The organism is Leeuwenhoekiella aestuarii, assembly GCF_004104055.1.
GTDB lineage: Bacteria > Bacteroidota > Bacteroidia > Flavobacteriales > Flavobacteriaceae > Leeuwenhoekiella > Leeuwenhoekiella aestuarii.
Genome location: NZ_QOVJ01000002.1, coordinates 110,350 through 124,138, shown reverse-complemented (window position 1 = coordinate 124,138; position 13,789 = coordinate 110,350). Strand labels below are relative to the sequence as shown.

Below are 13,789 nucleotides of genomic sequence, written 5' to 3'. Positions count from 1 at the left end.
GCAATAAGGGGATTATCAAATACATTTTTAAGCTTAAATAAAAAAAGCCCTTTAGCAAATGCTAAAGGGCTTCTCTATATTAAAAATGTTAGGGCTTAGTTACCACCTTTTTCCATTTTCTTTTTCAATGCTGCAAGAGCATCATTAGCGTCTCCTAAAGTAGGTGCGCTAGCTGCTGCAGAATCAGCTGCTTTCTTAGCTGCCTGCTTAACAATCTTAGCTTCCTCTTCTTTAAACAATGCAGTATGCGATGCAACTACACGTTTAAAGTCTTTATTAAACTCAATAATCTGGAACTCTGCTTCATCACCTTTTCCTAGTTTGCTACCATCTTCTTTCTCTAAGTGACGTCCTGGAATAAATGCCACGATATCCTCGTTGAATTCTACAGTTGCTCCCTTATCTACAATCTCTCCAATTGTACCAGTGTGCTTAGTTCCTACAGCAAACTCAGCTTCATATTTATCCCAAGGATTGTCTTCAATCTGCTTGTGACCTAAGCTTAGTTTACGTCCTTCTACATCAAGCTCAAGAACTACAACCTCTAGTTTATCACCAATGTTTGTAAATTCTGATGGATGCTTGATTTTCTTAGTCCAAGAAAGGTCTGAGATGTAGATAAGACCGTCAATACCTTCTTCTAATTCTACGAATACACCAAAGTTAGTGAAGTTACGTACAATACCAGTATGACGAGATCCTACAGGATATTTAGTAGTAATGTCTGTCCAAGGATCTTGCGATAATTGCTTGATACCAAGAGACATCTTACGATCTTCGCGATCCATAGTAAGAATCTGAGCTTCAACTTCGTCACCAACATTTACGAAATCCTGAGCGCTACGCAAGTGCGTAGACCAAGACATTTCACTAACGTGGATAAGACCTTCAACTCCTTCTTCTACTTCTACGAAAGCACCGTAATCTGCGATTACAACTACTTTACCTTTTACTTTATCTCCTACGCTTAAGGTTTCGCTAAGAGCATCCCATGGGTGCTTCTTAAGCTGCTTAAGACCAAGTTGGATACGTGTTTTATCCTCATCAAAGTCAAGGATAACAACGTTTAATTTCTGATCTAGATCAACGATCTCATTAGGGTGGTTGATACGAGACCAAGAAAGATCTGTAATATGAACCAAACCATCTACGCCACCAAGGTCAACGAATACTCCGTAAGAAGTAATGTTTTTAACGGTACCTTCAAGAACCTGACCTTTTTCAAGCTGCCCAATGATTTCTTTTTTCTGCTCTTCGATATCTGCTTCGATAAGTGCTTTGTGAGAAACAACAACGTTTTTGAATTCCTGGTTGATTTTAACAACTTTAAATTCCATTGTTTTATTCACATAAGCATCGTAATCACGGATAGGCTTCACGTCGATTTGAGAACCTGGTAAGAACGCTTCTATACCAAATACGTCAACGATCATACCACCTTTAGTACGTGCTTTCACAAAACCGGTAACAATAGTACCATCTTCGTGAGCTTTATTTACACGCTCCCAAGCTTTGATTACACGAGCTTTACGGTGAGATAAAATTAATTGACCAGTTGCATCTTCACGCACATCAATTAACACCTCAACAGTATCACCTACTTTAAGATCTGGGTTGTAACGAAACTCGTTAAGAGAAATTACGCCTTCAGATTTTGCATTGATATCTATAATAGCATCACGATCTGTGATGTTGATTACGGTACCTTCTACAACTTCGTCATCAAGAGTGTCAACAAAGTTTTCTGCCACAAGCTTTTCAAACTCATCTAACTTGTCATCATCGATTGGGTCAATACCTTCCTCGTAGTTATGCCAGTTAAATTCTTTAAGAAATTTCTCAGGGTTTGCTTGTGCAGCACTTTCGTAACCTTTTGGCTCCTCAATTGCATCAGGAGTAGCAAGTTCTTCTGCTGCTGCAACATTTGTTTTAAGCTCTACTGCTTCTTGAGCTTCCGGGTTTTTGTTTTCTTCAGCCATTGCTGATTAAAAATTTGTATTTTACGCTTTCGTGGAAGCTAAACAACACAAAACCATAAAAGAGGTTTAGAATATTTGTTTTCAACAGCTAAGAATAAAATTCTTCTCTGCGCCTTTTGTGCTTCCTACTGTTGTCAAAAGGACTGCAAAATTACATAAACTTTTCATATTTTCAATTCTAAAATAAAAAATATGCAAGAAGAAATTTATGTGGAAACTTTCAAGGGACAAACTGCTAGACATGAGCTCTTTGGAAAGCTATGGAAAGTACCTAATCAAAAAGCAGTTGTGTGTATTATTCATGGTTTTGGCGAGCACCTAGACAGGTATGAGCACGTCGCTCAATTTTTCAATATAAAAAAGATAAGTTGTTATGCGGTAGATCTTCCCGGTCACGGTAAATCAAGTGGAAAACGCGGAGTGGTACGCTCGTTACAAGATTATATTCTTGCAGTAGATTTTATTTATGAAAAAGCAGTTGATGAAAACCCCGACACACCCGTGTTTCTATACGGTCACAGTATGGGAGGCGGTATTGTTTTAAGGTATCTCCTTCTTACTACTCTACCGCCTAAAGGAGCACTTGTTACTTCACCCTGGCTGAAACTTGTTAAAAATCCCGGAGCTTTTAAAATTATTCTAGGTAGAATGGCGCTCACTTTTGCATTAAATCCTGTTCAACAAACCAAATTAAATCCTGACGATCTTTCCCGCGATCCCGAAGTGGGCAAAGCATATCTTAAAGATGAGTTGGTGCACGGTGAAGCTTCTACCCGGCTTTTTTTCGGTCTGAATGATAACGGCGTTTATCTTATGGATAAAACTTTTGATTTTAAAGCTCCTGTTTTATTAGCACACGGCACAGCGGATAAAATCACAAATTACAAAGCATCTAAAATATTAGCATCAAGACATCAGGATCAAATTAAATTTAAGTCTTGGAAGGATTTGAGACACGAGACTCATAACGAACTCAACAAAGAAGAAGTTCTAACTCATTACACCGACTGGATTTTGAGTAAAGTTTGAAAAGCATAATCCTAAAATTTTAAAGCCGAACTGTTAAGCTTCAGCAGTTGCATTTTAATATTTTGTCGGGTGAGTTTAAACACCTCAACCGTATGTTTTTGATTGGGTTGCTGCCAGTTGTAATAAGATGTCACTTTTAAAAATGTAGGCTGAAACTGTTTATTTCCAAAATATTTGATATTCACCAGCCAATCACCAGCACCTAGATCATCGATCAAAAATTCTTCTGAAGTATATCCTTTTAACTTTTCATTTTTAATGCGCTCAGCATTTTGCTCTAGGGTATGATTAAAACTAAAGGGCTGATTCTGCGGATTTACAAATTCAATTTCAAATTCTGCTTCAGAGGTGTTCCATTCAAAAACTAAGCGTACGTCGTAGGTGAGCTCGCTTTTATCATCAGGCAAGGCAAATTTTGCATCGACATCTATCTGATTCTTATGCTTCAGATATAAGGCTTCCATCTCCCTATAGATCACAGCATCTACTCCACTCCCGGTTAAACCATCTTGAGTATTCATATATCCCATATACATCAACCATGCCTTTTGGTAATTTTCTACTTCAGAAAAAGCATTTCCTATATCCCGATATGATTGTGCATATTTGGGTCTTAATCTAAATATCTTTTTGTATACTGAAAGTGCTTCTTCCTTTTTCTTATGCTCTTCTAATGTATATGCTAGTATTTTTAAAACTTCAGCATTTGTTTCAAATTTAGTCTCCATATCAGACAATACAGTAATAGCTGATGTTGATTCACCGAGATCAAAAAAATAATTAGCAACATCTGCATAAAATTCAGGGTCATTAGAATTTGCCTTCAAATATTCTCTGTATAAAGTATTTGCTTTCTCAGAATCATTTATTTCTTCTAAATCTTTTAAATAATTTGGTATAGGAGTAATTACCTTAGAGATATCTAAAGCATCACCAGAATACACTTTTTTATTTCCGTAGGTTGCAGCTACTTCTTGTTTGCGTTGTGCGAAATAAGCACCTTTAGTTCGTACGACAATTACACCTCCGGAAGCTATATTTCCATACCTACTTGTTTGGCTTAATGATTTCAAAATCAGAACATCCTGCACATTTGCAATATCTATAAAAGGAGGCTCTGTATAAATCATCCCGTCTATATCCCAAATAGCAGGTACATCGTTATTAATAGAGTTACCTGCTCTAATAAAAATCTCACCTTCATTATTTACTTCCATTCCGGCAGCTCTACCATCTATGGCTCTTGCAAGATCTACAGCTGCCTGATTTAAGCTTTCACCCTTTACATAAGTCGAAGAACCTCCGGTACTTATATACCCCATTGCAGTTGGCATTTTTCGAGGACGACCATTGGGACCATTTTCTTCTTCAAAATCCTTTTGTACTTTACTCTTTCCAGTGACGGTAACCTCTTCCAAATCATTCACCTCGGGAAGTAATTTCACATTGAGCATACTCGTTACGTCTTCAACAATAATTTCTACAGTCTCAAAACCTATATATGAAAATTGAAGCACCTGTCTTGGTTTTACATTAATGGTGTAAAATCCCTTTGAATCGGTTGCTATTACATTATCTGTTCCTTTAACTGCAACCTGTGCATTGTTTAAGGGATTTCCTAAACTGGTAACATACCCTTTCACTTCTCTATCACTCTGAGAAAATAATCGATTCGAAACAAATAGAAACAACACCAAAAATAAAGGAACAATGAATTTTGTAAAATTTTCAGGTGTAGATTTATTCATAATCAGCTATTTGTCAGATTTTCAAAAGTTTAATTTAAATAAAAAATTTACCCAAAAATAATTAATGAACTAAAAATTTAGTGAAAACTATCCATTTTTAAATTATTCTTAAATTATCAAAATTTATATACCAAAAAATCAATATAAGTTTTCAAAAAATAATTATTTATGATAAACAACTGATTACAATACAACTAGTATTGTTTTTACTAAATTTAAAATACTAACTAAACTCAATTTCTGTATGAATACAAAAATTACTGTTCTAATTATATTATTTTGTTCGATAGGATTTGGACAAAAAATCCCCAAAGACAAAAAGCAGCTTATTGCTTCTGTCGAAAATCACAAAGAAGACCTCATTTCCATTAGCGACAAAATTTGGGCAAATGCCGAAATTGCTTTTCAGGAAACCGAATCTTCAAAACTCCTTGCTGATTATGCCGAAGCAAACGGTTTTACTGTTGAACGTGTTGTAGCTGACATTCCTACTGCATTTATTGCTACTTATGGTGAAGGAAAACCGGTTATTAGTGTTTTAGGTGAGTTTGATGCGCTCCCCGGAATTTCTCAAAAAGCGCAACCTACTAAAGAACCATTAGAAGCAGGTGCAGCAGGTCACGGCTGTGGTCATAACCTTTTTGGGACCGCAAGTTTAGGCGCAGCAATTGCCATTAAAGAAATGATTGAAGCCGGTGAAATTAAGGGCACCATAAAATTCATAGGTACTCCTGCTGAAGAAAAATTCTTTGGTAAACTCTGGATGTTGGAAGCCGGGGTTTGGGATGATGTTGATGTTAATGTAAGCTGGCATCCTTCTGCAGACACCAAAGCAGACGTGCAAAGTTCGCTGGCTATGGTAGACTTTATTGTAGAATTTTATGGCCAGGCGGCTCACGCTGCTGCAGACCCCTGGAATGGCCGCAGCGCTTCTGATGCTCTTGAACTTTACACAACTGGAATCAATTATTACCGTGAACATATAAAGCCTACAGTACGTATACATTATCATATACAAGATGGTGGACAGGTAGTGAATGTAGTTCCTGATTACAGCAAATTATGGGTTCGCGTACGCAATACCGATACAAAAGGAATGCTTCCGGTTTTTGAGCAGGTAAAAAAAATGGCAGAAGGAGCAGCTATAATGGCTAATGTAGATTACAAATATTCTTTAGTTTCCGGTATTCGGGAAACATTGGTAAACAGAACCGGTGGCGCCGTAATGCAAAAGAATCTGGAACTTTTAGGACCTTTAGAATACACTGAAGAAGAAATTGCTTTTGGTAAAAAAATTCAAGAAATGACAGATAAGCCTCAAGTGGGAATGGACAGTAAAATCTATCCTTTTGAAGAAACCCGAGAAAATCCCGGCGGCGGCTCTACAGATGTTGGAGATGTGAGCTGGAATGTGCCTAATATTAATCTTGGAGTAACCGTTGCTCCTAAAGATACGCCTTGGCATTCTTGGGCGGTTGTCGCCTGCGGCGGAATGTCTATAGGCCATAAAGGAATGATAATGGCTTCAAAAGCGATGTCGATGACGATGTTTGACCTTTTTGACGATGCAAAACTGGTTGAAGAAGTAAAAACCGAATTTAAAGAACGAAAAGGTGACGATGTCTACAAGGCGATGATTCCTGACGGACCACCTCCTATAGGTAATTAAAAAAGAAAATCCCCGCTCATCACTGAACGGGGATTTTTTAAATATCTAAATTTAATTTTAGCTATTGAGTCTCATTATCGCTTTCTCATTTACAAATTCTTTAATACCAAAACCACCATGTTCTCTACCATAACCTGATGCTTTTACTCCACCAAAAGGCATATTAGGCTGAGCCAGACCAAAACTGTTGATAAATACCATACCAGTATCAAAATGATTCTTAGCCAATTCAAATGCTGCATCTTCATCTTTAGAGAAAATACCCCCACCTAAACCAAATCGACTATCGTTAGCTATACGCATTGCATCTTTATTATCTTTAGCTTTTATTAAAGAAGCAACCGGACCAAATAATTCATCATCATATGCAGGTTGACCGGGTTTAACATTACCTAAAATAGTTGCTGGATAAAAATAGCCATCACCTTCTGGTAACTTGCCTCCACATAAAATTTCAGCTCCATTGGTAACACTTTCTTCTACCTGATCGTGCAGTTTTTCACGTAAATCTTTACGTGCCATTGGTCCCATATCTACAGCGTCATCTTTAGGATCCCCGTATTTTAATTCTTTCATTCCGGCGACAAACTTCTCTTTAAATTCGTCGTAGACTTTTTCGGTCACAACAAAGCGCTTTGCAGCTACACAAGTCTCGCCGTTGTTATACGTTCTACCCTTAATACTCCATTCTACCGCAACATCAATATCAGCATCATCTAACACCAAGTATGCATCGTTAGAACCCAATTCTAAAACAGTTTTCTTTAAAGCTTTCCCTGCTTTTTCGCCTACGACTTTACCTGCGGTTCCGCTACCAGTTAAAGTTACTCCACGTACTAAATCATTCTCAATGATATCATCAGATTGATCGTGAGAAATTCTCAGAACCGTAAATATGTTTTCTGGCAAACCAGCATCTTTTATGATCTTTTCAATCAATAACGCAGAGCCAGTAACGTTCTCTGCATGTTTCAGTAAAATACCATTACCTGCCATTAAGTTAGCTATCGTATAACGCATCACCTGATATGTTGGGAAATTCCAAGGTTGTATTCCATAAATTACACCTAAAGGCGAATACGTAATTAATCCCTTACCGCCTTGCGGTAATGTACGCTCCTCATCTTTCAACTCTTCCGGGCCATTCTTTGCGGTATATTCACAAATTGCGGCACATAGGTCAACTTCCTGCTCTCCCTGACTCGTGAGTTTCCCCATTTCTTCAGTCATCAATTTTACAAGACTGTCTTTGTGTTTGGTTAAGCTTTCGCCTATTTTCTTTATAAAATCTGCTCGTTCCTCTAACGATAGTGTTTTCCACCTTAAAAAAGCTTCGTGAGTTGCTTTGACAGCGTCACTAGCCTCCTGATCAGTCATCATTTTATAACTTTGAAGCGGTTTACCCGTTGTTGGGTTTATCGTTTGAATTGAATTGCTACTTGAAGCTTTTTGCGTTGCATTAGGCTTCTCTAAAATATCTGTACTCATAATTTTCTTTTAAATAGTTTTTCGGTTTTACTTGCATTTACAAGCTGCCGATCATTTTATTTAAAGTTAATGAGTAGTATCGCTCAACCAAGTGGTTTTAATAAAGCCTTAAGCACATCTTATGGGTAATTTAGCATAACAGATTTCTGAAAATCTCTAAAACTGAAAATTCATTGTTTATGCCTCCACCGAAATAAGAACTGAAGAATAATGATCAATACCGAATAAACCAGACCTAAAATCGCAACACCTGTCCACTGATAATGCTGCCAGGCATAGGCTCCGGTAACAGTACCTAATGCACCTCCTATAAAATAGATTACCATATAAATGGTGTTTACGCGATTGCGTGCTCCTGGATTCTTTTTAAAAATGATATTCTGATTGGTCACGTGTAAACACTGCAATCCAAAATCTACGAGAAGAACTCCTATTACTAAACCTATTAATGAACTTCCTGAAAATTGAAACACAATCCACGATACGATCAAAATACCAGAAAACATATAAATTAGATTTTGGGAATTGTATTTATCATTCAGTTTTCCCGCTAATGTTGCGCCTAATGCACCCACCATTCCCAATACACCAAAAAGTCCGGCTGCACCACTACCGTAACCAAAATTAGCTTCCATCAGAAAAACCAGTGTGGTCCAGAACGCACTAAAACCTGCAAAGCCAAGTGCACCTCTCAATGCAGCAATACGTACATCAGGTTTGGTTTTAAAAAGCTTCAGCAAAGAACGCATAAGTTGCACATAAGTTCCTTTAAAATCTGTCGCAACATCAGGAAGTTTAAAATACAGGAGTATGGCGTAAATAACCATAATTCCGGCAGCGAGGTAATACATAAACCGCCAGCCATAATATTCACCTATCATTCCACTTAAAAACCGACTGCCTAAAATTCCAATCAGCAAGCCACTCATCACGATCCCTATAGCTTTACCTCGTTTTTCTTCTGTAGCTAATTGAGCAGCCATAGGCACAAATAACTGTGGAACAACAGAGGCAAATCCCACACAAAAACTTGAAATCGTCAAAACCAATAAACTGGGAGCCAAAGCAGTAACAATCAACGCTGAAATAATTGCTAAAAAATCTACAAGAATGATTTTACGCCTTGAAAATTTATCTCCTAAAGGAATGATAAATAACAACCCAAAAGCATAACCCAACTGTGTCGCAAGTGGAATATTACTCACCTGCGCCTCGGTTACGTTAAAAGTATTTGCAATTAAGTTGAGTAACGGCTGGTTATAATAGTTATTTGCAACAACAAGACCTGCTCCTACTGCCATAAGATATAGCAAGGGTTTATTGAGTTGGGTAGCTTTCATTAAGGTTATTGAAAGGTTTTAATAAGCCGCCTTAAACAAGTTTACAAGGCGTTAAAAGAAAACAGCTTTATACTTTGAGTAAAGCTTCGAAGTTTTAAATCTCGATTATTGAGTTAATCAACATCTACCAAATATACGGTCTTTTGCTAACTGAAGAAGTATATGGAATTGATCTTCGATATTCGTATGCGTATTATCTAGGAGTATCGCATCTTCTGCCTGAACAAGGGGTGAATCTTTGCGGCTGGTATCTAGTTGATCTCGTTTTTGAACGTTTTCTAAAACAGCATCGTAGCTTACATCATCTCCCTTAGCTTTCAATTCTTCAAAACGTCTTCGGGCACGCTCGTCTGCAGTCGCAGTCATAAAAACCTTTAATTCTGCATCAGGAAAAACAACTGTACCTATATCGCGACCGTCCATCACAATACCTTTTTCTTTTCCCATTTCATGTTGCTTTTTTACCATAAGCTTACGCACTTCAGGAATCGCAGCAACCTGGCTTACAAAATTAGATACTTCCAGAGTTCTGATTTCTTTCTCTACATTCTCACCATTCAAATACATATCTGCAATCCCGGTTTTAGTATTCATTTGAAACTTAACGGAAACCATAAATAAATGTCTTACGAGTGCCTCCTTATCAAAATGACCTTCTCTTATAAAAAGTTTACGCATAGCATAAAGCGTAACTGCACGGTACATTGCTCCAGTGTCTACATAGACATAACCTAATTCTTTAGCTAACATTTTAGCTACTGTACTTTTTCCGGTAGAAGAATAACCGTCTATAGCAATGGTGATTTTTTTCAAAAGTTAAGAGTTGAATATTAAAACTAATCGGCTTGAATCTCATCTATCTTAAATCAATATTCAAACCGAAGAAACCTGAGCTTGCAGCACTGTTGTATCTGGCATAGCTATAACTCAGGCGCAATTTATTAAACTTAATAGAGAAACCGGCACTGAGGCCGGCAAAACTACGCTGATCTACAATACGTAGTTCTTCAGCTCTTCTTACGTTATAACCCAACCTTATATTGAAGCCTTTATCAGGAAATAACTCTGCTGCAAAAATCATATGTCGTAAAGCTTCATCAAAAAAATTTATGTTTTCTGAAGTTGTATCGCCACTTAAATCTGAAGTTTCCCGTGCCGGATTGGCAAAAGCTACATTCCAGCTTTGTAAATTTTCCAGAGTAAAATGCCACCGAATCGGAACGTGTTCTAACTTTTGAGATATCCCAAAATCAACTTCTAGCGGAAGCCTTTCATAGGTCACATCATATGCGGTAAACTGCGTTCCTATATTACGCACCACACCGCCAATATTGAGATCTAAACCTTCATTGACATATAAAACTCCGAGATCAACAGCTCCTCCCAGTGAGGTGTATTCTTCAAGCTTAGACGAAATCAATTTTGCATTTGCACCTATAAAAAAATCAGTTCGTGGAATATTATAAGCATACCCTACAGAAAAAGCCACTTCTCCTCCACTAAAGTCTGAGGTTGCATTACCCCGCTCATCAAAACCTTGAAAGGTACCATAATTAACATATGTTACTCCTGCATGAATCACTTGCGTACGGCGGTCGTATTCATACGCATAACTTACCGTACCATAATTTACATCTGCTAAATAATTGACATAATTTAAAGAGAGTTGGTTATCCATTTCCGTATTTATTGAAGCCGGATTAAACAAGCCTGAAGTGGGATCATAACTTTGATCGGTAAGCAATTTTCCTCCTAAGGCAGCTTGCTTAGGCGAAGAAACCAAATTTAAAAACTGGTACGTTGCACGACCACCTAACTGCCCAACAGCAGTAAGTCCCATATGTAAAGTAAGAAGCAGTAATAGCTTTTTTAACATAAGTTCGTTTGCAACAATACCCTTCTAAAGACTAACAAAGTTACACTATAGTCGAAATTAAAAAGGTATCCCAAGTACGCTCAAAGATAATTTACTTTATTTCGTCTCCACAAAAAAACCCGCTTGTATTAGAAAGCGGGCTTTGAATTATAGATCTTAAATACTAGAGTTCTTTAGCTCGTTTAACCTTCTGATTGGTCAAAGCCAGCTCTAGAACTTCACTCATATCATTTACATAGTGAAAAGTTAGCCCCTTTAAGTATTCATCATTGATCTCTTTGATATCACGCTCATTCTCAGCACACATAATAATCTCTTTAATATGGGCGCGTTTTGCAGCAAGAATTTTTTCTTTAATTCCTCCCACAGGAAGTACTTTTCCTCGAAGCGTGATCTCACCAGTCATTGCTATATTTTTCTTCACTTTACGTTGGGTGAACAACGAAACTAATGAAGTTAACATGGTGATACCCGCACTAGGACCATCTTTTGGAGTTGCTCCTTCTGGCACGTGAATATGCACATTGTATTTCTCAAATACCGATGGATCTAATTTCAGTTCTTCGGCATTAGATTTAATGTATTCCATGGCAAGTGTTGCACTCTCTTTCATCACTTTCCCTAAGTTCCCGGTAACCGTAAGGTTTCCTTTACCTTTAGAAAGTATCGATTCTATAAAAAGAATATCACCACCTACCTGCGTCCAGGCCAAACCGGTAACCACTCCGGCAACTTCGTTATTCTCATATTTGTTGCGCTGTAGTTTAGGAGAACCCAGCACATCAATAACCGTTGCATTATCAATCTTTACATTATACTCCTCTTCCATCGCAATATTTTTAGCTGCATAGCGCACCATTTTCGCGATTTGTTTTTCTAGTCCTCGCACACCAGACTCACGGGTATACCCCTCAACTATTTTCTCTAATTGTGGTTTAGCGATTTTAAGTTGGTCTGCAGTAACACCATGTTCTTTCAATTGCTTTGGAAGCAAGTGACGTTTACCTATCTCTACTTTTTCTTCTATAGTATACCCCGTTACATTAATGATCTCCATACGGTCACGCAATGCCGGCTGAATAGTACCTAAATTGTTTGCTGTAGCAATAAACATCACTTTAGAAAGATCAAAACCTAACTCTAAGAAGTTATCGTGAAACTCCGCATTTTGCTCAGGATCTAAAACCTCTAGCAAAGCCGAAGAAGGATCTCCCTGATTGCTATTGCTCAACTTGTCAATCTCATCCAACACAAAAACAGGATTACTAGTACCTGCTTTTTTTAAACTTTGAAGTATTCTACCCGGCATCGCACCTATATAGGTTTTACGGTGACCGCGTATCTCAGCTTCGTCACGTAAACCACCTAAACTCATACGTACATATTCGCGTCCTAAAGCTTCAGCTACAGACTTTCCTAAAGAAGTTTTACCTACTCCCGGAGGCCCATAAAGGCAGAGAATAGGCGACTTCATATCATTACGTAATTTAAGAACCGCTAGGTATTCTATAATACGTTTTTTAACATCGTCAAGACCATAATGGTCTCGATCTAGTATTTTCTTAGCGCGTTTCAGGTCAAATTTATCTTTACTGAATTTATTCCAAGGAAGGTCTAAAAACAGATCTAAGTAATTACGCTGAATGCTGTATTCTGCAACCTGTGGGTTCATACGCTGCATTTTGGCAAGCTCTTTTTTAAACTGCTTACCAACTTTCTCGTCCCACTTCTTCTTCTTTGCACGCTGGCGCATTTCTTCGATCTCATCTTCCTGAGAAACACCACCCAGTTCTTCCTGAATAGTTTTCATCTGCTGATGTAGGAAATACTCGCGCTGCTGCTGACTCATATCATTATGCACCCGGCTCTGAATATCATTTTTCAGCTCCAGTTTTTGCATTTCGGTATTCATGTGTCGCAAAGTTTGCAAAGCACGCTCCTGCAAATCATTGATTTCTAAAAGTCCTTGTTTTTCAGAAACCGTGAGATTCATATTAGAACTCACAAAATTGATCAAAAACGATTCGCTTTCTATGTTTTTTATAGCAAAACCAGCCTCACTTGGGATGTTAGGCGACTGTTTTATGATTTGTAAAGCCTGTTCTTTTATAGACTCTATGATCGCTTTAAATTCAGCAGAATTCTTCTCGGGGCGTGTTTCAGGAACTTCACGTACTGTTGCAACCAGATACGGTTTTTCAGTAATAACCTCAGCTACATTAAAACGTTTCTTTCCTTGAATGATAACGGTAACATTTCCGTCAGGCATTTTTAAAACTCGTAAAATACGAGCCACTACACCTGTAGTATTGATATCGTCTGCAGAAGGATTTTCTACAGTCTCATCTTTTTGAGAAACAACACCTATAATTTTTGAACCCTTATTTGCTTCGTTGATCAAGTCTATAGACATATCACGTCCTGCAGTAATTGGGATTACCACACCCGGAAATAAAACTGTATTCCTAAGCGGTAAAATAGGTAAGGTCTCTGGTAATTCTTCACGATTTATCTCATCTTCATCTTCAGGGGTCATCAACGGGATTAATTCAGCATCTCCTTCAAAGTCCTGCAATGACAGATTGTCAAGATTTGTAAATTTTGTTCTAGCCATATTATTTAACGCCACATTGTCATAATTTTTAAATATTCAGAACAAT

The 13,789-nt window shown here is 37.7% G+C and carries 9 protein-coding genes; 2 read left to right on the top strand and 7 right to left on the bottom strand.

Annotation, left to right across the window (positions count from 1 at the left end):
* Nucleotides 1-95: 95 nt before the first annotated feature.
* On the bottom strand, nucleotides 96-1,979 hold the full coding sequence (gene rpsA / locus DSM03_RS06545; RefSeq protein WP_128761222.1) for a 30S ribosomal protein S1: 1,884 nt from the start codon (nucleotides 1,977-1,979) through the stop codon (nucleotides 96-98).
* A gap of 192 nt (nucleotides 1,980-2,171) precedes the next feature.
* On the opposite strand from rpsA, the gene DSM03_RS06540 reads away from it, so the two are divergent.
* Nucleotides 2,172-3,008, top strand: coding sequence for an alpha/beta hydrolase (locus DSM03_RS06540; RefSeq protein WP_128761223.1), 837 nt, complete (start codon nucleotides 2,172-2,174; stop codon nucleotides 3,006-3,008).
* Between the two features lie 11 nt (nucleotides 3,009-3,019).
* On the opposite strand, the gene DSM03_RS06535 is transcribed toward DSM03_RS06540, so the two are convergent.
* Nucleotides 3,020-4,756: a carboxypeptidase-like regulatory domain-containing protein gene (locus DSM03_RS06535; RefSeq protein ID WP_128761224.1), complete on the bottom strand. Its 1,737-nt coding sequence runs from the start codon at nucleotides 4,754-4,756 to the stop codon at nucleotides 3,020-3,022.
* Nucleotides 4,757-5,000: 244 nt separating this feature from the next.
* Here DSM03_RS06535 and DSM03_RS06530 point away from each other — a divergent pair, with 244 nt between their 5' ends.
* Entirely contained in the window at nucleotides 5,001-6,425 is a 1,425-nt protein-coding gene (locus DSM03_RS06530) for an amidohydrolase (RefSeq protein ID WP_128761225.1), read from the top strand.
* 57 nt (nucleotides 6,426-6,482) lie between these two features.
* On the opposite strand, the gene DSM03_RS06525 is transcribed toward DSM03_RS06530, so the two are convergent.
* From DSM03_RS06525 to lon, 5 genes are all read right to left on the bottom strand, one after another.
* Nucleotides 6,483-7,913 carry an NAD-dependent succinate-semialdehyde dehydrogenase gene (locus DSM03_RS06525; RefSeq protein WP_128761226.1) on the bottom strand — a complete coding sequence of 477 codons (1,431 nt, stop codon included), beginning with the start codon at nucleotides 7,911-7,913 and terminating at the stop codon, nucleotides 6,483-6,485.
* A gap of 170 nt (nucleotides 7,914-8,083) precedes the next feature.
* Complete coding sequence (locus DSM03_RS06520; RefSeq protein ID WP_128761227.1) at nucleotides 8,084-9,253, bottom strand: MFS transporter; 1,170 nt, start codon at nucleotides 9,251-9,253, stop codon at nucleotides 8,084-8,086.
* Nucleotides 9,254-9,370: 117 nt separating this feature from the next.
* Nucleotides 9,371-10,066, bottom strand: coding sequence for a (d)CMP kinase (gene cmk, locus DSM03_RS06515; protein ID WP_128761228.1), 696 nt, complete (start codon nucleotides 10,064-10,066; stop codon nucleotides 9,371-9,373).
* 43 nt (nucleotides 10,067-10,109) lie between these two features.
* A complete protein-coding gene (gene porQ, locus DSM03_RS06510; protein ID WP_128761229.1) occupies nucleotides 10,110-11,129 on the bottom strand; it encodes a type IX secretion system protein PorQ in 1,020 nt (339 codons plus the stop codon).
* Nucleotides 11,130-11,292: 163 nt separating this feature from the next.
* Nucleotides 11,293-13,743: an endopeptidase La gene (gene lon / locus DSM03_RS06505; protein ID WP_128761230.1), complete on the bottom strand. Its 2,451-nt coding sequence runs from the start codon at nucleotides 13,741-13,743 to the stop codon at nucleotides 11,293-11,295.
* Nucleotides 13,744-13,789: the final 46 nt, after the last annotated feature.